The organism is Mycolicibacterium bacteremicum (genome assembly GCF_002086115.1).
Lineage (GTDB): Bacteria > Actinomycetota > Actinomycetes > Mycobacteriales > Mycobacteriaceae > Mycobacterium > Mycobacterium bacteremicum.
This window is the reverse complement of sequence record NZ_MVHJ01000006.1, coordinates 109,961-130,544: the sequence shown is the minus strand read 5'-3', so window position 1 is coordinate 130,544 and position 20,584 is coordinate 109,961. Positions and strand designations below refer to the sequence as shown.

17 protein-coding genes are annotated in these 20,584 nt (G+C 70.3%); 9 read left to right on the top strand and 8 right to left on the bottom strand.

What is annotated here, in order from left to right:
* Window positions 1-11 precede the first annotated feature (11 nt).
* Window positions 12-1,178: an adenylyltransferase/sulfurtransferase MoeZ gene (moeZ, locus tag BST17_RS09240; protein ID WP_207573607.1), complete on the top strand. Its 1,167-nt coding sequence runs from the start codon at window positions 12-14 to the stop codon at window positions 1,176-1,178.
* Window positions 1,179-1,215: 37 nt separating this feature from the next.
* Window positions 1,216-2,070 (top strand): TIGR02569 family protein, encoded by an 855-nt coding sequence (locus BST17_RS09235; protein WP_083057310.1) that lies wholly within the window; start codon window positions 1,216-1,218, stop codon window positions 2,068-2,070.
* 60 nt (window positions 2,071-2,130) lie between these two features.
* Here BST17_RS09235 and BST17_RS09230 read toward each other — a convergent pair whose 3' ends face one another.
* Both BST17_RS09230 and BST17_RS09225 read right to left on the bottom strand, forming a co-directional pair.
* Window positions 2,131-2,427, bottom strand: a complete 297-nt coding sequence (locus BST17_RS09230; RefSeq protein WP_083057309.1) for an MGMT family protein — start codon at window positions 2,425-2,427, stop codon at window positions 2,131-2,133.
* A gap of 2 nt (window positions 2,428-2,429) precedes the next feature.
* Complete coding sequence (locus BST17_RS09225; RefSeq protein WP_083057307.1) at window positions 2,430-3,221, bottom strand: alpha/beta fold hydrolase; 792 nt, start codon at window positions 3,219-3,221, stop codon at window positions 2,430-2,432.
* Window positions 3,222-3,280: 59 nt separating this feature from the next.
* Here BST17_RS09225 and BST17_RS09220 point away from each other — a divergent pair, with 59 nt between their 5' ends.
* Window positions 3,281-6,382 carry an ATP-dependent DNA helicase gene (locus BST17_RS09220; protein WP_083057305.1) on the top strand — a complete coding sequence of 1,034 codons (3,102 nt, stop codon included), beginning with the start codon at window positions 3,281-3,283 and terminating at the stop codon, window positions 6,380-6,382.
* Window positions 6,379-9,684 (top strand): ATP-dependent helicase, encoded by a 3,306-nt coding sequence (locus tag BST17_RS09215; protein WP_234807603.1) that lies wholly within the window; start codon window positions 6,379-6,381, stop codon window positions 9,682-9,684. The genes BST17_RS09220 and BST17_RS09215 overlap by 4 nt, the downstream gene beginning before the upstream one ends.
* 36 nt (window positions 9,685-9,720) lie before the next feature.
* Here BST17_RS09215 and BST17_RS09210 read toward each other — a convergent pair whose 3' ends face one another.
* Window positions 9,721-10,116 (bottom strand): DoxX family protein, encoded by a 396-nt coding sequence (locus BST17_RS09210; protein ID WP_083057303.1) that lies wholly within the window; start codon window positions 10,114-10,116, stop codon window positions 9,721-9,723.
* Window positions 10,117-10,158: 42 nt separating this feature from the next.
* Between BST17_RS09210 and BST17_RS09205 the strand changes: the two genes are divergently transcribed.
* Window positions 10,159-11,250, top strand: a complete 1,092-nt coding sequence (locus BST17_RS09205) for a potassium channel family protein (RefSeq protein WP_083057301.1) — start codon at window positions 10,159-10,161, stop codon at window positions 11,248-11,250.
* On the top strand, window positions 11,250-12,173 hold the full coding sequence (gene nudC, locus BST17_RS09200) for an NAD(+) diphosphatase (RefSeq protein WP_083057300.1): 924 nt from the start codon (window positions 11,250-11,252) through the stop codon (window positions 12,171-12,173). The genes BST17_RS09205 and nudC overlap by 1 nt, the downstream gene beginning before the upstream one ends.
* Before the next feature lie 4 nt (window positions 12,174-12,177).
* Here the strand turns inward: nudC and BST17_RS09195 are convergent, their stop codons facing one another.
* Both BST17_RS09195 and mrx1 read right to left on the bottom strand, forming a co-directional pair.
* Window positions 12,178-12,483 (bottom strand): hypothetical protein, encoded by a 306-nt coding sequence (locus BST17_RS09195; protein ID WP_133053523.1) that lies wholly within the window; start codon window positions 12,481-12,483, stop codon window positions 12,178-12,180.
* A 40-nt stretch (window positions 12,484-12,523) separates the two neighbouring features.
* A complete protein-coding gene (gene mrx1, locus BST17_RS09190; RefSeq protein WP_207573600.1) occupies window positions 12,524-12,775 on the bottom strand; it encodes a mycoredoxin Mrx1 in 252 nt (83 codons plus the stop codon).
* A gap of 60 nt (window positions 12,776-12,835) precedes the next feature.
* Between mrx1 and BST17_RS09185 the strand changes: the two genes are divergently transcribed.
* A complete protein-coding gene (locus BST17_RS09185) occupies window positions 12,836-14,959 on the top strand; it encodes an ATP-dependent DNA helicase UvrD2 (protein WP_083057540.1) in 2,124 nt (707 codons plus the stop codon).
* A gap of 479 nt (window positions 14,960-15,438) precedes the next feature.
* Window positions 15,439-15,717, top strand: coding sequence for a WhiB family transcriptional regulator (locus BST17_RS09180; RefSeq protein WP_083057296.1), 279 nt, complete (start codon window positions 15,439-15,441; stop codon window positions 15,715-15,717).
* A gap of 76 nt (window positions 15,718-15,793) precedes the next feature.
* Here the strand turns inward: BST17_RS09180 and BST17_RS09175 are convergent, their stop codons facing one another.
* From BST17_RS09175 to BST17_RS09165, 3 genes are read right to left on the bottom strand one after another with little or no spacing between them, the layout of a single operon-like run.
* Window positions 15,794-17,116 (bottom strand): macrolide-binding ATPase MABP-1, encoded by a 1,323-nt coding sequence (locus BST17_RS09175; RefSeq protein ID WP_083057295.1) that lies wholly within the window; start codon window positions 17,114-17,116, stop codon window positions 15,794-15,796.
* A gap of 42 nt (window positions 17,117-17,158) precedes the next feature.
* Window positions 17,159-18,004, bottom strand: a complete 846-nt coding sequence (locus BST17_RS09170; RefSeq protein WP_083057293.1) for a bacteriocin biosynthesis cyclodehydratase domain-containing protein — start codon at window positions 18,002-18,004, stop codon at window positions 17,159-17,161.
* Window positions 18,005-18,039: 35 nt separating this feature from the next.
* Window positions 18,040-19,374, bottom strand: a complete 1,335-nt coding sequence (locus BST17_RS09165) for a zinc-dependent metalloprotease (RefSeq protein WP_083057292.1) — start codon at window positions 19,372-19,374, stop codon at window positions 18,040-18,042.
* A gap of 81 nt (window positions 19,375-19,455) precedes the next feature.
* Between BST17_RS09165 and BST17_RS09160 the strand changes: the two genes are divergently transcribed.
* Entirely contained in the window at window positions 19,456-20,496 is a 1,041-nt protein-coding gene (locus BST17_RS09160) for a YlbL family protein (RefSeq protein ID WP_083057538.1), read from the top strand.
* The last annotated feature ends 88 nt before the right edge of the window (window positions 20,497-20,584 follow it).

The window sequence follows — 20,584 nt, the reverse complement described above, 5'->3', positions numbered from 1 at the left end:
CGGTGACGTCACTGCCGCCGCTGGTGGAGCCGGCTGCTGAACTGACCCGCGAGGAAGTCGCTCGCTACAGCAGGCATCTGATCATCCCCGACATGGGTGTCGACGGTCAGAAGCGGCTGAAGAACGCCAAGGTGCTGGTCATCGGCGCCGGCGGCCTCGGCTCACCGACCCTGCTGTACCTGGCCGCCGCCGGCGTGGGCACCATCGGCATCGTCGAGTTCGACGTCGTCGACGAGTCCAACCTGCAGCGCCAGATCATCCACGGCCAGTCCGATATCGGCCGGTCCAAGGCGCAGAGCGCGCGCGACTCGGTGCTCGAGGTCAACCCGCTGGTCAACGTGGTCCTGCATGAGCTGCGTCTGGAGCCCGACAACGCCGTCGACCTGTTCGCCCAGTACGACCTGATCCTGGACGGCACCGACAACTTCGCCACCCGCTACCTGGTCAACGATGCCGCCGTGCTGGCCGGCAAGCCCTACGTGTGGGGTTCGATCTACCGGTTCGAGGGCCAGGTGTCGGTGTTCTGGGAGGACGCCCCCGACGGTCTGGGCCTGAACTACCGCGACCTCTACCCGGAGCCGCCACCACCGGGAATGGTGCCCTCCTGCGCCGAAGGCGGGGTTTTGGGCATCCTGTGCGCCTCGATCGCATCGGTGATGGGCACCGAGGCCATCAAGCTGCTCACCGGCATCGGCGACCCGCTGCTGGGCCGGCTGATGGTTTACGACGCGCTGGACATGACCTACCGCACCATCAAGATCCGCAAGGATCCGGCGACACCGAAGATCACCGAACTCATCGACTACGAGGCGTTCTGCGGTGTGGTCTCCGACGAGGCCGCCGCTGCGTCGGCGGGTTCGACGGTGACGCCCAAGGAACTGCGCGAGCTGCTCGATTCCGGCAAGCCGGTGGCGCTCATCGACGTCCGCGAACCCGTCGAGTGGGAGATCAACCACATCGACGGCGCGACGCTGATCCCCAAGTCGGTCATCGAACTGGGCGAGGGGCTGGCGACCGTCCCGCAGGACAAGACCGCGGTGCTCTACTGCAAGACCGGTATCCGGTCGGCCGAGATGCTGGCGGTGCTCAAGAAGGCCGGCTTCTCCGACGCACTGCACCTGCAGGGCGGCATCGTGGCATGGGCGAAGCAACTCGAACCCGACATGGTCATGTACTGACCGCGTGTCGAGCCTGGCACCGCTTAGGCTGACGTGCGTGACTGACGATCTGCCACCCGACCACGTGATGGCGGCGTTTGGTCTGGCCGGTCTGCGACCGGTGCCGCTGGGGTCCAGCTGGGAGGGTGGCTGGCGCTGCGGCGAGGTCGTGCTGTCGATGGTCGCCGACCACGCGCGGGCGGCCTGGTCGGCCAAGGTCCGCGAGACGCTGTTCGCCGACGGCATCCGGCTGGCGCGGCCGGTGCGCTCCACCGACGGTCGCTACGTGGTGGCCGGCTGGCGTGCCGACACCTTCGTCGCCGGGTCCCCCGAGCCGCGACACGACGAGGTCGTCTCGGCGGCGGTGCGGCTGCACGAGGCGACCGCGAAGCTGGAACGCCCGCGTTTTCTGACCCAGCCGCCGGTGGCGCCGTGGTCGGATGTCGACGTGTTCATCGCCGCCGACCGGGCGGCGTGGGAGGACCGGCCGTTGCACACCCTGCCGGCGGGCGCCCGGGTGTCGCCGGGCACGCCGGACGGCCAGAAATCGGTGGAGCTGCTCAACCAGTTGGCGACGCTGCGTACCCCGACCCGCAGCCCCAGTCAGCTGGTGCACGGAGACCTCTATGGCACAGTGCTTTTCGCCGGCACCGCGGCACCGGGTATCACCGACATCACGCCCTACTGGCGGCCGGCGTCCTGGGCGGCCGGGGTGGTCGTCGTGGACGCGCTGGCCTGGGGCGAGGCCGACGACGGTCTGGTCGAACGCTGGAGCCCGTTACCGGAATGGCCGCAGATGCTGTTGCGGGCGTTGATGTTCCGGCTCGCCGTGCACGCCCTGCACCCGCGCTCGACGGCCGCGGCGTTCCCGGGGCTGTCCCGTACCGCCGCGCTGGTCCGCCTCGCCCTCTAGTTCCCGGCGATGTGCGGAGGCGCAGCCGTAACCATCACGGGTTGCCCCCCCCACACATCGCTAGAACTCATGGCGGTACTCGCGCAGCGATACCTTGCCGTCCTTGGCCAGGACACCCTCGGCGCGCAGTCGCTCCAACTGTCGGGTCGCCAGATGTGGCGCCGGCCGCCCGGAGGCCGCAATCACCCGGTGCCACGGCAGATCCGAGGAATCGGTGCGCATGATCCAGCCGACGATCCGCGGGCTGGACAACCCGGCCTCGGCCGCGACGTCACCGTAGGTGCTGACACGCCCCACCGGGATCCGGTCGACCAGTGCGCGCACCGTCTCGACCTGCTCCTCGGTGACCGCGGCCATGTTCAGCCCAGGTGACTGCGGATGATGGCCGCGGTCTCGACGGGCAGCGCCTGGGCGACCATGTGATCGCAGTCCAGCTCGGTCAGGGTGAAATCGTCGCCGAGCGCGGCCCGCAGGGTGTCGATCAGTTCGTCGGTCGCGTACGGCGGGTTGGTGCGCGTGGCGCGCACCAGCGTCGTCGGAGTTCCGCTGCGGGGCAACGGCACCGGCCGGGTCAGCTCACTCCAGTACGACATCGCCGCCGGCACGCTGATCCGCCAGCCCAGCCGGCCGCCGGGCAGCGTGATCAGGTGCTCGTCGAGTTCGCGTTCCAACACCGCGGGATCCCGGCCGGCGACCTCACCCCAGGAGCCCGACAGCTTGTCCGCGCGGGCCTCGTCGCGGTCCGGATAGTCGGGCGAGGACAGCATGGCATCGGCGATCTCGGCCATCCAGGCACCGTCGAGCGCGACCGCCGGATCCAGCAGCACCAGCCCGCTCACCAGGTCGGGGCGCGCCGCAGCCAGCGCCAGCGCCACCGCCCCGCCGAACGAATGCCCGACCACCGACACCGGCCCGCCCTGCTCGGCGTCCAGCAGCGCCGCCAGCGCCGCGACGTTGGCCTCGATGGTCCACGGCGCCGCGTAGTCCGAGCGGCCGTGCCCGATCAGATCCGGTGCCAGCACGGTGAACTCGGCGAGGTGCTCGTCGGCGATGTCCTCGTACCGGCGGCCGTGGCCGGTCAGACCGTGGATGGCCAGGATCTGCGCCGGGCCGGCCGGACCGAAGCGATAGCTGTGCAGGGTCGCAGTCACCGTTCGATCGTAGGCGCACGTCACGGCCGCTTGTCGGACCCCCGTGGTCTGATGCTCCCATGTCCGCACCGCATACCGAGCTCACCCCGGAGGCACTGGCCCGCCCGGGTCTGCGCGGCACGGTACGCGTCCTCGGCGGCGCCGGCACCGGCAAGAGCCGCCTGCTCGTCGACACCGCGGCCGCCCACATCGCCGCCGGTACCGATCCGGAATCGATTCTGCTGCTGACGGGTTCGGCCAAATTGGGGGCCCAGGCGCGGGCCGCGGTCACCACGGCTCTGCTCACCGCGGGGGTGCGCGGTGTGGTCCGCGAACCGCTGGTGCGCACCGTGCACTCCTACGCCTTCGCGGTGCTGCGCCTGGCCGCCCAGCGCACCGGTGGCCCGCCGCCGCGTCTGATCACCAGCGCCGAGCAGGACGGCATCATCCGCGAACTGCTCGCCGGTGACCTCGAAGACGGCGCGGCGAACTGGCCGCTGGAACTGCACCCCGCGCTGGGTACCGCCGGGTTCGCCACCGAATTGCGGGACCTGTTGGCGCGCTGCGCCGAACGCGGGGTGGACCCGGTGGCACTACAACGGCTGGGCCGGCTCTCCGGGCGTCCCGAATGGGTCGCGGCCGGCCGCTTCGCCGCCACCTACGAGCAGGTGATGCTGCTGCGCTCGGCGGTCGGCATGGCCGCCCCGCAGGCCACCGTGCCCGCCCTCGGCGCCGCCGAACTCGTCGGTGCCGCACTCGACGCCTTCGCCCTCGATGCCGACCTGCTGGCCGCCGAACGTGCCCGGGTGCGGGTGCTGCTGGTCGACGACGCCCAACAGCTCGATCCGCAGGCCGCCCTGCTGGTGCGGGTGCTGGCCGCCGGAGCCGAGCTCGCCGTGCTCGCCGGCGATCCGAACCAGGCCGTGTTCGGGTACCGCGGTGCCGACCCGGCGCTGCTGCGCCTGGACACCCCCGCCGTCGAGCTCACCGCGTCACAGCGCTGCCCGTCCGCGGTGGCCGATGCGATCACCGCCGTCGCATCCCGGTTGCCCGGCGCCGACCGCCCGCGCGCGTTCACCGGCACCCCGGAGCGCACCGGGTCGGTGGCCGTCCGGATCGCCGCGTCCGCGCATGCCGAATCCACCCTCATCGCCGACACACTGCGTCGGGCCCACCTGGTCGACGGCGTGCCGTGGTCGCAGATGGCCGTCATCGTGCGATCGGTCCCGCGGGTGGGTGCCGGCATCGGCCGGGCGCTCGTCGCCGCCGGTGTCCCGGTGGACCTGCCGGCCGCCGAGACCGGACTGGCCCAGCAGCCCGCGGTACGGGCCCTGCTGACCGTGCTGGAGGCCACCGCGACCAGCCTGACCGGTGCCGCGGCACAGGAGCTGGTGACCGGACCCATCGGCCGGGTCGACCCGGTGTCACTGCGTCAGCTGCGCCGCGCGTTGCGCCGCATCCTGGGTCACCAGGACGAGTTCGGCGAGCTGCTGGTCAGCGCCCTGCACCGGATTCCGCCTGGTCTGCCCGCCGAGCTGAGCCGCAGCCTGCAGCGGGTGCAGGCCGTGCTGCGCGCCGCGCGCGGCAGTCACCACGCTGGCATGGATCCACGGAACACGTTGTGGCAGGCATGGAGTCGCAGTGGTCTGCAGCGGCGCTGGGTCACCATCGCCGACCGTGGCGGGCCCGGCGCCGCCGTGGCCGAACGCGATCTGTCCGCGGTGACAGCACTGTTCGACGTGGCCGATCAGTACGTGTCGACCACCACCGGGGCCACCCTGGCGGGCCTGGTCTCCCACGTCGGCACGCTGGCACTGCCGATAGCGACCGCACCGACCGCCCAGACCGAGGCGGTGACGGTGTGCACCCCGCATGCCGCCCTGGACCGGGAATGGGATGTGGTGGTACTGGCCGGGGTGCAGGAAGGTTTGTGGCCCAACACCGTTCCGCGCGGTGGCGTCCTCGGCACCGGCCGCCTGGTCGATGTGCTCGACGGCGTCGCCGACACCGATGGCGGGCCGGCCACGCACCTGTCCGCTCGTGCCCCGCTGCTGGCCGAGGAGCGCCGCCTGCTGATCGCGGCGATGGGCCGCACCCGGGATCGGTTGCTGGTGACCGCGGTCGACAGCGAGACCGGTGATGCCGCGATGCTGCCGTCGCCGTTCTGCACCGAACTGGCCGCGCTGGCGGCGGGGGAGCAGGACGTCGACACCGCCGCTGTGCCGATCCCGGCTCCGCGGGTGCTCACGCCCGCGGCGCTGGTCGGTCGGTTGCGGGCGGTGGTGTGCGCACCCGATGGTGAGGTCGACGAGGACACCCGGGCCTGCGCGGCAACGCAATTGGCGCGGCTGGCCGCAGCCGGGGTGGCCGGGGCCGACCCGGCGCAATGGCACAGCCGCACCGCACCGTCGACGACCGAGGCGCTGTGGTCGGACGAGGATCATGTGAGCACGCTGTCCCCGTCGACGCTGCAGACCCTGGTCGACTGCCCGTTGCGCTGGCTGCTGGAGCGGCACGGTGGCTCCGACAGCCGCGATGTCCGCTCCGCGGTCGGCAGCCTGGTGCACGCCCTGGTGGCCGATCCGGCCAAAACCGAGAGCCAGCTGTTGGCCGAACTGGAGAGCATCTGGTCGGCGTTGCCCTACGAGTCGCAGTGGTACGCCGACAACGAGCTGGCCCGGCACGGCGCGATGCTGTCGACGTTCGTGCAGTGGCGCGAGCTGACCCGCCGCCAGTACACCGAGGTGGGCACCGAGGTCGAGGTGGAGGGCATGGTGGCGCCCGGGGTGCGGGTGCGCGGCCGGATCGACCGGCTGGAACGTGACAACGCCGATCGGCTGGTGATCGTGGACGTCAAGACCGGTAAGAGTCCGGTCACCAAGGATGACGCGCAGCGGCATGCCCAGCTGGCGATGTATCAGCTGGCCGTCGCCGAGGGCGTTCTCGGTGACGGGGAGGAACCCGGTGGCGGCCTGCTCGTCTACCCGGGCAAGGCCGGCGCAGGCGGTGCCACCGAACGCCACCAGGACGCCCTCACCCCGGCCGCGGCGCAGCAGTGGCGCGACACCGTCACCGAAGCGGCCGACGCCACACAGGGGCCCAACTTCGTGGCCCGGGTCAACGATGGCTGCGGGCACTGCCCGGTACGGTCCATGTGCCCGGCACAGGAGAACCGACCATGACCCCGACCCCGACCCCGACCCCGACCTCGACTACGACTACTACTACGACTAAGACCCCCACCCCGACGGCCCGGTACAGCCCCGCCGAACTGGCCGAGGTGCTCGGACTGTTCACCCCGACCCCGGAACAGGCCGCCGTCATCGCTGCCCCGCCGGGCCCGCTGGTCGTCATCGCCGGGGCCGGCGCCGGCAAGACCGAGACGATGGCGGCGCGGGTGGTCTGGTTGGTCGCCAACGGGTACGCCCGGCCGGACCAGGTGCTCGGCCTGACCTTCACGCGCAAGGCCGCCGGGCAGCTGCTGCGGCGGGTCCGCACCCGGCTGGCGCGGTTGGCCGGCACCGCGCCGGGCCGCGAGGTGCGCACCGACGAGCCGCCCACCATCAGCACCTACCACGCCTTTGCGGGCAATCTGCTGCGCGAGCACGGATTGCTGCTGCCGGTCGAGCCCGACACCCGGCTGATCGGGGAAACCGAGCTGTGGCAGTTGGCCTTTCGGGTGGTGTGCGAGCACCCGACGGTGTTGGACACCGAGAAGACGCCGGCCGCGATCACCGGCCTGGTGCTGCGCTTGTCCGGTGCGCTGTCCGAGCACCTGGTGGACACCGCCGCGTTGCGTGACACCCACACCGAGCTCGAACGGTTGATCCACCACCTGCCTGCCGGGCCCAACCAGCGCGGCGGCCCGGCTCAGTGGCTGCTCAAGCTGCTGGCCACCCAGACCGAACGCACCGATCTGGTGGATCTCATCGACGAGCTGCACCGGCGGATGCGTGCCGAACGGGTGATGGACTTCGGCGCCCAGATGTCCGCCGCGGCCCGCCTGGCGGCCGGCGCCCCGCAGGTGGGAGAGCAACTGCGGCAACGCTATCGGGTGGTGCTGCTCGATGAATACCAGGACACTGGGCATGCCCAGCGCATCGCGTTGTCGGCGTTGTTCGGTGGCGGTGTGGATGACGACCTCGCGCTCACCGCGGTCGGCGACCCGATCCAGTCGATCTACGGCTGGCGCGGTGCCTCAGCGACAAACCTGCCCCGGTTCACCACCGACTTCCCGTACGCCGACGGCACGCCGGCGCCGACGCTGGAACTGCGCACCAGCTGGCGTAACCCCGCCGAGGCACTGCACCTGGCCAACGCGGTCTCCGAACCGGCCCGCCGGCGGTCGGTCAGCGTCCGTGAACTGCTGCCGCGCCCCGATGCCACTCCTGGGACGGTCCGCGCCGCACTGCTCGATGACGTGGTGGCCGAACGGAACTGGGTCGCCGATGAGATCGCCGGGCGATATCTGGCCGCCGAGACCCCGCCGACGGCGGCGGTGCTGGTGCGCCGCAACGCCGACGCCGCGCCGATGGCCGAGGCGCTGACCGCCCGCGGCGTGCCCGTGGAAGTAGTCGGCCTGGCCGGCCTGCTGTCCATCCCGGAGGTCGCCGACGTGGTGGCGATGCTGCGCCTGGTGGTCGACCCCACCGGCGGGCCGGCCGCGATGCGCGTGCTCACCGGCCCGCGCTGGCGGCTCGGGGCGCGTGACATCACCGCACTGTGGCAGCGCGCAACCGAACTCGACGATCCGGCACCGGGCGAGCACGGCACGACGGCCCGCATCGCCGCGCAGGCCGCGCCCGACGCCGACACCGCCTGCCTGGCCGATGCCATCTGCGATCCCGGCCCGCCCGAACGGTATTCACCGGTCGGGCATGCGCGCATCATCGCGCTCGGACGCGAACTGACCGGCCTGCGGTCGCATCTGGGCTATCCGCTGCCGGATCTGGTCGCCGAGATCCGGCGCGTGCTCGGTGTCGACGCCGAGGCCCGGGCCGCCCGGCCGGTGCCCGCGGGCTGGGGCGGCACCGAACATCTGGACGCCTTCGGTGACGTGGTGGCCGAGTTCGCCGCGCGCTCCGACGGATCGCCGGCCGGTCTGCTGGCCTATCTGGACGTGGCCGCCGATATCGAGAACGGACTGGCCCCGGCCGAGGTGATCGTCGCCGCGGATCGGGTGCAGATCCTCACGGTGCACGCCGCCAAGGGGCTGGAATGGCAGATCGTCGCGGTTCCGCATCTGAGCGGCCGGGTGTTCCCGTCCACCGCGATGGCGCGGACCTGGCTCTCCGATGCCGGTGAGCTACCGCCGCTGCTGCGCGGCGACCGGGCCACGCTGTCCGAGCATGGCGTGCCGGTGCTGGACACCAGCGACGTCAACGATCGGAAAGCGCTGTCGGACAAGATCGCTGCGCACAAGGACGTACTGGCCCTGCGCCGCGGCGACGAGGAACGCCGGCTGCTCTACGTGGCGCTGACCCGGTCCGAGGACACCCTGCTGCTGTCCGGGCATCACTGGGGCCCCACCGAGTCCAAACCGCGCGGCCCGTCGGAGTTCCTGCTCGAGCTCAAGGCGATCATCGAGCAGTCGGGCTGCGGTGTCATCGAGCAGTGCGCCCCGGATCCGGCGGACGGTGAGCCGAACCCGCTGCGCGGCAACACCGTGGAGGCGGTCTGGCCCGCCGAGGCATCCGGTGACCGGCGCGCGGCCACCGAACGGGGCGCCGCCCTGGTCGAGCACGCCGCCGAGCAACCGCAGAGCGGGATCGATCGGGAGGACTGGACGGCCGATGTGGACGCCCTGCTCGCCGAGCGCGAACGCGCCGCCGCGGTGACGCCGGTGACGCTGCCTGGCCAGGTGTCGGTCAGCACGCTGGTCGACCTCGGCAAGGACCGCGCCGCCGCGCTGGGCCGGCTGCGGCGCCGACTTCCGTCGCGACCGGACCCACATGCGTTGTTGGGTACCGCATTCCACGAATGGGTGCAGCGCTACTTCCATGCGGAGCGGCTGTTCGACCTCGACGACCTGCCGGGAGCGGTCGACAGCGACGCCGGGCGCGCACACGCCGAGAACCTCGCCGAACTGCAGACAGCCTTCGCCTCGTCACCATGGGCGGCGCGTACCCCGCTCGACGTGGAGGTCCCGTTCGACATGGTGCTCGGTGGCAGCGGCAGCGACGGGACCACCGAGCCGACCGTGGTGCGCGGGCGCATCGACGCGGTGTTCGCCGAACCCGACGGCGGTGTGGTCGTGGTGGACTGGAAGACCGGCGACCCGCCGTCGAGCCCGGAGGCCGAACGCCACGCCGCGGTGCAGCTGGCGGTGTACCGGCTGGCGTGGGCCGGCCTGCACGACTGCCCGCTCGACTCGGTGCGGGCCGCCTTCCACTATGTGCGCAGCGGTGTCACGGTGATACCCGATGAGCTGCCCGACGCCGACGATCTCGCGGCGTTGTTGGACGACGCGGCTCAGCAGAGCTGACCGCACCGCACCCGAACCCGGGTGCGGTGCGCCGTCTCAGGAGTGGCGATAGATCTTGTACGCCTGGGTGATCATCGGAATCTGCAGCGGCAGCCGTGCCCATGCACCGATCCGCATCGGCAGCGATTTGTCTCTCCACAACCGCACCATGTTCACGTTCGCCGGGAACACCCCGAGGAACAACGCGATCGCGGACAACGCCCCGAGTCGGCGGGTCTTCGGCGCGATCAACATGCCGCCGACCGCGGCCTCGGCGACACCGGAGGCCAGCGTGTAGAAGCGCGCAGAGCCCGGGAGTTCCTCGGGCACCACGGTGTCGAAGGGCTTCGGCGCCGCGAAATGCAGCACGCCCATCCCGACGAGCCACACGCCCATCTTGGTGGCGCGTGACGCGATTGCCTGTTGCTCAACTCCGGTTGCGGGGGTCGTCATGGTTACATTGTGGCGTGCCCACCCTGCGCCGATCGATAAATCGTGGCCAAAGGTAGATTGCGCCGGCGGTTGGCGGCGGTCAACCAGGACCTGACCTCGCGTCACGACGCCGACCTCGTCGATGTCCTCAGCATCCCGGAGAGGTTCGTCAGCCCGTGGCGACGCATCTTCACCCGCGTGCTGCTGGCGCTCGGCGCGCTGTTCGCCGCGGTCCTGATCGTCTACATCGACCGGCACGGCTACCGCGACATCGACTCCGCACCCAACGCGAACGACCCGCTGTCCTTCCTGGACTGCCTGTACTACGCGACGGTGTCCCTGTCGACCACCGGCTACGGCGACATCACGCCGGTCACCCCGTCCGCCCGGCTGGTCAACGTCCTGGTGATCACCCCGCTGCGGGTGGCATTCCTGATCGTGCTGATCGGAACCACGGTCGAGACCCTGACCAATCAGTCGCGCCAGGCGTTGAAGATCCAGCGATGGAGGAAAAGCGTGCGTAACCACACCGTCGTCGTCGGCTACGGCACCAAGGGCCGCACCGCGGTGGCCGCCATGATCGGCGATGACGTCGCACCCGCCGACATCGTGGTGGTCGAGAGCGACCCGGTCGCCTTGGAGAAGGCCAAGAACGCCGGCCTGGTCACCGTCCGCGGCAATGCCCAGGACTCCGAGGTGCTGCGGCTGGCCAGCGTTCAGCACGCCAAATCGATCATCGTCGCCGCCAACCGTGACGACACCGCCGTACTGGTGACGCTCACCGCGCGCGAACTGAACCCGACCGCCACCATCATCGCCGCGGTGCGCGAGGCCGAAAACCAGCACCTGCTCAAGCAATCCGGCGCAAACAGCACCGTCGTCACCTCCGAGACGGCGGGCCGGCTGCTGGGCCTGGCCACTCAGACCCCCAGCGTGGTGGAGATGATCGAGGACCTGCTGACCCCCGATGCCGGCTTCGCGATCGCCGAGCGTCAGGTCGAACCCAAGGAGGCCGGTGGCTCGCCGCGGCACCTCACCGACATCGTGCTCGGGGTGGTGCGCGGCGGTGACCTGCTTCGCGTCGACGACGAGCGCGTCGACGCGCTGGAATTGAGCGACCGACTGCTCTACGTCCGCTCGAACGAGGAACGGTAGTGAATTTCCGCCTGCGCAACGTCCCCCTGCTGTCCCGTGTCGGTGCCGACCGCGCCGACGCGCTGCGCACCGACATCGACGCCGCCATCGCGGGCTGGCCGGATGCCCGGATACTTCGGGTCGACCATCGCAATCAGGTGCTGATCGCCGGCGGCAGCGTGGTGTTGGGCAGCGCGACGACGCTTGGGGACGCCCCGCCCGAGCAGGCGGTGTTCCTCGGCAGGCTCGCCGACGGCCGGCACGTCTGGGCGATCCGTGCCGCGCTGGAAGCCCCCGAGGATCCGTCGCTGCAGGCCGAAGTGCTCGATCTGCGCCGCGCCGGACCGGTTTTCGACGATGCCAGCGCGCAGCTGGTGTCGACTGCCACCGCACTGCTGCACTGGCATGACCACGCCCGGTTCAGCCCGGTCGACGGTGCCCCGACCAAGAGCATCAAGGCCGGCTGGGCGCGGCTGAACCCCGACAACGGGCGCGAGGAGTTTCCCCGCATCGACCCGGCGGTGATCTGCCTGGTGCACGACGGTCACGACCGTGCCGTGCTGGCGCGCCAAGGCGTCTGGCCCGAGCGGATGTTCTCGATCCTCGCCGGGTTCGTCGAGGCCGGCGAATCCTTCGAAACCTGCGTGGTGCGCGAGATCGCCGAGGAGATCGGCCTCACCGTCACCGACGTGCAGTACCTGGGCAGCCAGCCGTGGCCGTTCCCGCGCTCCCTGATGGTCGGGTTCCACGCCCTCGGCGATCCGGAGCAGCCGTTCGCCTTCAACGACGGCGAGATCGCCGAGGCCGAGTGGTTCACCCGGGCCGAGATCCGAGACGCACTGGAGAACGGGGACTGGACCAGCACGTCGCCGTCGCGCGTGCTGCTGCCCGGATCGATCTCGATCGCCCGCGAGATCATCGAATCCTGGGCCTACGCGGTCTGAATCATCACGGCCCCAGCGCGGCGACATCGCGTAGACACAGCCGCGCCTCATCGGGACTGATGTTCAGCTTGTCGGACACATAGTCCACCCAGGACCGGGCGCCGAGCGCGGTCGGTGTGGTCCGTGCCTGCAGGGCGGCCAACAGCCGCAGTTGATACTCACGCGCGAGATCCGCGGCCCTGCCGTAGAGCGTGATGGCCTGTTCCATGGCCGAGCGCGATCGCGACAGCGCCAGCAGGGCTTCGGCCTCGGCGACCAATGCCGAGTATTCCGCGTGGAGAGCGTCGATCCGAGTAAGGCTCTGAGTCATGCTTCGAACAATAGTTCGAAGCACCGACAGGTGGCCGCGCTCAGCCCAGCTTGGCCTTGACCTGCTTGGCGCTCGGGTTGGTCAACGTCGACCCGTCGGCGAACTTGACCGTCGGCACCACGTGGTTGCCGTTGTTGACCGAGCCGACGAACTCCGCGGCCGCCGGGTCGCCCTCGATGTCGACCTCGGTCCAGGAGATGCCCTCGGCCTTGAGTGCGGTCTTCAGTCGCGCGCAGTACCCGCACCACGAGGTGGTGTACATGGTCAGCTCGGCGGCAGTGTTTGCGGACATGGTGTCTCTAACCCATCGACGTCGGTGCGTATTTCCCGCCACCCTATGCGCCCCGCGAACATGTCGGACACCCCTGCCATGATGGAGGCCATGCCGTCCGTCGACAGTCTCCTCGGCGACCTCGACGACGAACAGCGCGAGGCCGTCCTCGCCCCGCGTGGCCCGGTGTGCGTGCTCGCCGGTGCGGGCACCGGCAAGACGCGGACCATCACCCGCCGCATCGCCAGCCTCGTGGTCGGCGGCCACGTGGCGCCCGGCCAGGTGCTGGCCGTCACCTTCACCGCCCGCGCGGCGGGGGAGATGCGCAGCCGGCTCCGCGCCCTCGGTGACGAGGCCGGGGTGCCGACCGGCGCGGTGCAGGCCGTCACCTTCCACGCCGCGGCGCGCCGTCAGCTTCAGTACTTCTGGCCGCGGGTGGTCGGCGACACCGGCTGGCAGCTGCTCGACAGCAAATTCGCCGTCGTCGCGCAGGCCGCCAACCGCTCGGCGGTACAGGCCAGCACCGACGATGTGCGCGACCTGGCCGGCGAGATCGAGTGGGCCAAGGCCTCGTTGATCACCCCCGAGCAGTATGCGACGGCAGTGGCCAGGGCCCGGCGCGATGTGCCGATGGATGCCAACACCGTCGCCAAGGTCTACGCCGGCTACGAGAAGCTCAAGACCCACCGCGACGGCACCGCCCTGCTCGACTTCGACGATCTGCTGTTGCACACCGCGGCGGCCATCGAGAACGACGCCGCCGTCGCGAGCGAGTTCCGGGACCGCTACCGCTGCTTCGTCGTCGACGAATACCAGGACGTCACCCCGCTGCAACAGCGCGTCCTCGATGCCTGGCTGGGCGACCGGGACGACCTCACCGTCGTCGGCGACGCCAACCAGACCATCTACTCGTTCACCGGCGCCACCCCGCGCTTCCTGCTCGACTTCTCCCGGCGCTTCCCGGAGGCCACCGTGGTCCGCCTGGAACGCGACTACCGGTCCACCCCGGAGGTGGTGTCGCTGGCCAACCGCGTCATCGCCGCCGCGCGCGGTCGGATGGCCGGCAGCAAGCTGCATCTGGTCGGCCAGCGCGACCCCGGCCCGAAACCGACTTTCGCCGAGCATCCCGACGAGGTCGCCGAGGCGGCTGCCGTCGCCAAGAAGGTCGCCGCACTCATCGAATCCGGCACTGCGCCCGCCGAAATCGCGGTGCTGTACCGCATCAACGCCCAGTCCGAGGTGTACGAGGAGGCGCTCACCGAGGCTGGTATCGCCTTCCAGGTGCGCGGCGGTGAGGGCTTCTTCAGCCGACAGGAGATCCGCCAGGCGCTGATCGCGTTGCAGCGCAACGTCGATAGGGAGACTCCGGGCGACCTGCCCGGGTTCGTGCGCGGCATCCTGGAACCGTTGGGGCTCACCGAGGAACCGCCGTCGGGGACCAAGGCGCGCGAACGCTGGGAGGCGCTGACCGCGCTGGCCGAACTGGTGGATGACGAAGTGGCTCAACGCCCTTCGCTGGATCTGGCTGCGCTGGTCGCCGAGCTGCGCCAGCGGGCCGACTCGCGGCACCCGCCGGTGGTCCAGGGGGTGACGCTGGCCTCGCTGCACGCCGCCAAGGGCCTCGAATGGGATGCGGTATTCCTGGTCGGGCTGGCCGACGGCACCCTGCCGATCTCGCACGCCCTGGCGCACGGCCCCGACAGCGAGGCCGTCGAGGAGGAGCGCCGCCTGCTCTATGTCGGTGTCACCCGCGCCCGGGTGCACCTGTCGCTCAGCTGGGCGCTGGCGCGCACCCCCGGCGGCAGGCAGGGCAGGCGAGCCTCGCGTTTCCTCAACGGCGTCGCCCCGCAGACCCCGGCCGACGCCGCGCCGGCCCGCCCCAAACGCGCCCGTGGCGCCACCCCGCGCTGCCGGGTCTGCAACGGCCCGTTGACCACCCCGACGGCGATCATGTTGCGGCGCTGCGAGAACTGCCCCTCCGACATCGACGAGCAGCTGCTGGCCGAGCTCAAGGAATGGCGGCTGCGCACCTCGCAGGAACTCAAGGTGCCGGCCTATGTGGTGTTCACCGACAACACCCTGATCGCGATCGCCGAGACCCTGCCCACCGATGCCGCCGCATTGGTGGCCATCCCGGGGGTCGGGGCGCGCAAGCTCGAGCAGTACGGACCCGATGTGCTGGCCCTGGTCCAGGCGCGGTCGTGAGAACCTGCCAAGTTCCGCACAGATTCCGCCAAAAGCGCTGGTCAGAAAATCGCTTGTGGTCCCGGGCTGTTAGGCTCTAGCCTCAAGATCACCACGTTGTACGACCAGTTCTCGCGGAAAGGAGGCGGCCCGATGTCGATTATCACCATGTGCAGCAATGTAAGTGTCAGCGGTATGCCGCTGACCTTTGTTGCTGTCGCCGGCATGTCTGCTGCCGAGCGAGCTGGTTGGGCGCCCGCTGCCGCCGCCGCCGCGCCGCAGCATAAGCGCCGCACCGCCCACGAGATCGTCGCGTCCGTGAATCGGGGTACCACCTAGGTAAGCCCCAGCACCGCCGAAAAGGCCACGGACCCGAGCTCACCGGATCCGTGGCCATTCTGGTTCTTGGGACACCCCGCAGGGAAACCCCCGAAACCTGGTCACCGGTCCGAGAACAAGACCGACACCGAATACACGACCAGGAAGAGTAGGGAAAAGACATGTCCGTCCAGGCATGCCTAGAACGCACACTGCCCGCGGTGCCGTGCCACGAGGCCGATCCGGATCTGTGGTTCGCCGAGAGCCCGTCACAGCTGGAACAGGCCAAGGCCCTCTGTGCGGATTGCCCGATCCGCAGCCTGTGCCTCAGCGAAGCGCTGGAGCGTCAGGAGCCATGGGGCGTCTGGGGTGGCGAGATCATCGAACGCGGCGCCATCGTGGCCCGCAAACGCCCACGCGGACGTCCCCGCAAGGACGCCGGCGCCGACCGGGCGGCCTGATGCCCGCACACGAGACTGCGGGTGCCGGCGGAATCCTCCCGAATTCCCGCCGGCACCCGCAGTCTCGGCGCACCGGCTAGGCGAATCCCGGCACGTACTCGTTGGCGATGGCGCGCACCGGCACATGCGCATCCAGCTGACAGCAGATCGCAATGGTCGATGCGATCACCCGCAGCGGAATCGCCAGGTTCGCAGGCAGATCCAGCTGCCGGGCCATCTTGATCTGCGCGACCGAATTGTCCATCTGGCCGGCGGCCATCCGCTGGATCCAGCGCCGCGTGTAGTGGAACACCTCGGTCTGAACCGGCTCCACGTACTGGCGCAGCATGTCGTCGATCTCCTCGACCGATACCTGCTCACCCTTCTGGATGAACCCGGCCGCCTCCATCGCGGGCAGCAACTCGTCGTAGTTCTTGTCCCGGGCCAGCCGGATGCAATTGCCCAGTGATGCCGGGAAACCGCCGGGCAGCGGTGCCACCGCGCCGAAGTCGATGACACCCATCCGGCCGTCGGCCAACAGCATGAAATTCCCGGGATGCGCGTCGCCGTGCATCATCTCCAACCGGTGCGGCGCGCCGAAGGTCAACTCGGTGAGCCGGGTGCCCATGGTGTCCCGCTGCTCGGGGGTGCCCTCCCGGATGATGACCGACATCGGGATGCCGTCCATCCATTCGGCGATGACGACCTTGGGCGCGCTGGCCACGATGCGCGGGACCGCGAAATGCGGGTCGTTGTCGTAGGCCTTGGCGAACGCGCGCTGGTTGTCGGCCTCGAGCCGGTAGTCCAGTTCCATCTCGGTGCGCTCGATCAGCTCGGCGACCACACTCTCGATGTCCGCGCCCGGCGCGAGCTGCTTGAACACCCCGGTGAGACGCTGAATCGTCTTGAGGTCGGCGCGCAATGCCTCGTCGGCACCCGGGTACTGGATCTTGACCGCGACGGTGCGGCCGTCCGCCCACACCGCCTTGTGCACCTGGCCGATGCTGGCCGAGGCCACCGGGGTGTCGTCGAAGCTCTGGAAGCGCTCCCGCCACTTGGTGCCGAGCTGCTGGTCGAGCACTCGGTGCACCTTGGCCGCCGGCAGCGGTGGTGCCTCACGCTGCAGCTTGGTCAGCGCCTCGCGGTAGGGCTTGCCGTACTGCTCGGGGATGGCGGCCTCCATCACCGACAGGGCCTGGCCCACCTTCATGGCCCCGCCCTTGAGCTCACCGAGCACCGTGAACAGCTGCTGAGCTGCCTTGTCCATCAGTTCCGCGGTGACCTCATCCCGGGATTTGCCGGTCAGCCGCTTGCCGAACCCGAGCGCGGCCCGGCCGGCGAAGCCGACGGGCAAGGTGGCGAGCTTCGCGTTTCGGGCGACGCTGCGTCGTTTGATTTCTGACACCCGTCCATCATCCACGACGTGGCTGAATACGCCGCAACGAACTGGCGACAACCGATGTCAGCACGCGCAGGCCGGGTGCCGTGACCAGCGCTTGGTGACCACGGCGCCGCGTGCGACGTCGAATTCGACGGTGCGGTCCAGTGTCATCGGCGGCACCGCGGCCGTGCTGTCGTCGGGGCCGGCCCGTACCGCGCGTACCACCCGGTCGACCTGCGCCAGCGCCAGCGCCGCGGTGCCCAGCACCGTGGCCCGGTCCGCGGTCCCCACGGCATCGCGCAGTTGGGCGGCGATCGCCGGCCAGGCGTCGTCGCGGTCGCGCCGATGCAGATCGGCGCACGCCAGACACGAGGTGACCCCGGGCAGCACCAGCGGACCCACCACTCCGGTGCCGTCGCGCACCAGGACCGGCAGATGCGGCAGGCGGGCGGCGTGCAGCTCGCGCAGCACCCGCGGATCGGCGACCAGGGCGTCGGACAGCACCACCAGGTCGGTGCGATCGCTGCTGACCATGGCGTGCGGCAGATGTGTCCGGGTCACCCGGGCCCCCGAGCAGCGCAGCGAACTCGCCAGCAGATCCGAGAGTGGGCCCCTGCCGTGGATGCGGACCGCGACCGGCCGGTGCGCGGCGGGCGGGCTGATCACCACACCGGCGCGCACCAGGGCGGCGAGCAGATCGGCGACCGCGACGGCCGCCGAGTGAGCCCCGAGATCCGTTGCCCGCGAAACCAATTCGTCAGCGGTGGCGGCATCCTGCAGGCCGCGCAGCAGCTGGGCCAGAGCCGAGGTGGTCAGTCCGGCGGGCGGATGCACCAGCACCGCACGCCGCGGATCCCACCCGATCTGCACGGTGCCGTCGGGACGCCACAGCACGGGCATCGTCGGGTTGAGTGCGTAGCGCCGCATCCCATGACTGTGTCACGGTCGACGCGTCGGCCGCCTCAGTTATCCACAGGCCCGTCCGGGCCCTCGTTGCGCTCCAGGTCGGCCAGCGCCTCATCGATACCGCTGGTGTCCCCGCCGAGGACGCGATCGATGAATCCGGCCGGCTCGTCCAGATCGTCCGAGCCGGGCAGCAGGTCGGGGTGCTGCCACACCGCGTCGCGGGCGTCGGCGCCCACCGCCTCGGTCAACTTCTCCCACAGCGCGGCGGCCTCACGCATCTTGCGCGGCCGCAGCTCCAGCCCGACCAGCGTCGCGAAGGTCTGCTCGGCCGGGCCGCCGGTGGCCCGGCGCCGACGCAGCATCTCGCTGAGGGCGGTGGTACCGGGCAACCGCTCGCCCAGCGCGGCGGTGACCACGGTCTGCACCCAACCCTCGATCAGGGCCAGCAGCGTCTCCAGCCGTTCCAGGGCGGCGGTCTGCTCGGGGGTTGCCTTGGGTTCGAACATGCCCTGGCTGAGCAGCTGCTCCATGGCGGCCGGGTCGGCCAGTGAGGCCGGGTTGAAGCCCTGGGCCATGTCCTCGATGCCGCTCATGTCGATCTTCATGCCCTTGGCGAAGGCCTCGACATTGTTGAGCAGCTGGCTCGACAGCCACGGCACGTGGCTGAACAGCCGGTGATGCGCCGCCTCCCGGGCGGCCAGGAAGGTCAACACCTCGCTGCGCGGCTGCTCCAGACCTTCCGAGAGGGTGTCGACGGCGGCCGGCATCAGCGCGGCAACACCCTTCGGGCCCAACGGCAGGCCGATATCGGTGGAGGTCAGCACCTCGGTCGACAGCTTGCCCAGCGCCTGGCCGAGCTGGCTGCCGAACGCCATCCCGCCCATCTGCGACATCATCGCCAGCAGCGGGCCGGCCATCGCCTTGGCCTCCTCGGGCAGAGCCTGCGCCCACACCGAGGAGATCTGCTGAGCCACCGGGTCGCACAACCGCTTCCAGGTGTCCATCGTGTTGTCGATCCACTCCGACGGCGACCAGGCCACGGTGCGGGTGGTGCCCGCCGGCAGTGGGGTGGCGCCGTCCAGCCAGGTCTCGGCCAGGCGGACCGCGTCGGCGATCGCCGTGGCGGTCGCCTCGGGCACCGGGGCCACGAACCCGATCGAGTTCGATGCCAGCTGGCGGGCGAGGTCGTAGTTGACCGGGCCGCCCTGCGCGCCTGCGCCCATAGCGCCTGTGCCGCTGAACATCTCGCCGAGCTTGGTGAAGATCTGGCCCAGATCGGACATGTCGAAACCGGCACCGCCCATCCCGAAGGGATCCCCGGCGGGATCTTTCTTGCGCTTGTCGCGATCGGGGTCTTCACCGGAGGAGAAGCCGAAGGGCAGGTCAGACATACCGTCAACGGTACCCACCGCAGACACGGGCGGTAGGGCCGCGGGTCACGCTGTGGGTGAACGCGCTCTACTGTGGGCGGCGTGAACAGGCGGATTCTGACCCTGGTGGTGGCGTTGGTGCCGATCCTGGCCTTCGGTTTGCTGCTGTCGGTCGTGACGGTGCCCTACGTGGCGCTGGGTCCGGGACCGACCTTCAACACCCTCGGCGAGGTGGACGGCAAGCAGGTCGTCGACATCAAGAGTTCCGACGGGGTCGCCGGCGACGTCGTGCATCCCACCAGCGGGCACCTGAACATGACCACGGTGTCCCAGCGCGACGGCCTGAACCTGGGCGAGGCCCTGATCCTGTGGATGTCGGGCCGCGACCAGCTGGTGCCGCGCGACCTGGTGTATCCGCCGGACAAGTCCAAGGACGATATCGACCAGGCCAACACGACCGAGTTCCGGCAGTCCGAGGACGATGCCGAGTACGCCGCGCTGTCCTACCTGAAGTATCCGAAGGCCGTGACGGTGTCGACGGTGGAGGACAAGGGGCCCTCGGCGGGCAAGCTGCAGCCCGGTGACGCCATCGACATGGTCAACAATGTGGCCGTCGCCGATCTCGCGGCGTTCCAGGCGGAGGTGAAGAACACCAAGCCCGGCGATCAGGTCGTCATCGACTTCCGCCGCAAGAACGCGCCCGCCGGTACCACCACCATCACCCTCGGCGAGCACCCCGAGGGCCCGCAGGGTTACCTCGGCATCGGTGTGGTCGACGCGCCGTGGGCGTTGTTCGACATCGAGTTCAACCTGGCCAACATCGGCGGCCCGTCGGCCGGCCTGATGTTCAGCCTGGCCGTCGTGGACAAGCTGACCACCGGCAACCTCAACGACGGCAAGTTCGTCGCGGGCACCGGCACCATCAACGCCGACGGCGAGGTCGGCTCGATCGGCGGTATCACGCACAAGATCGCGGCGGCCGACGACGCCGGCGCGACGATCTTCCTGGTGCCCGCCGACAACTGCGCCGAGGCGCTGACCGCGCGCGAGGACGGACTGCAGCTGGTGAAGGTCGACACGCTCGCCACGGCGGTCGACGCGCTGAACACGATTTCCGCCGGTGGCGAACCCCCGACGTGCTGAGAATCTCCTTGGCGGTCGGTGCGTAGCATTGGGGGTCAGCTGCGACCGGCAGGCCGCAGGCGTTGATGTTGTGGCGGGTCCCCCCTCA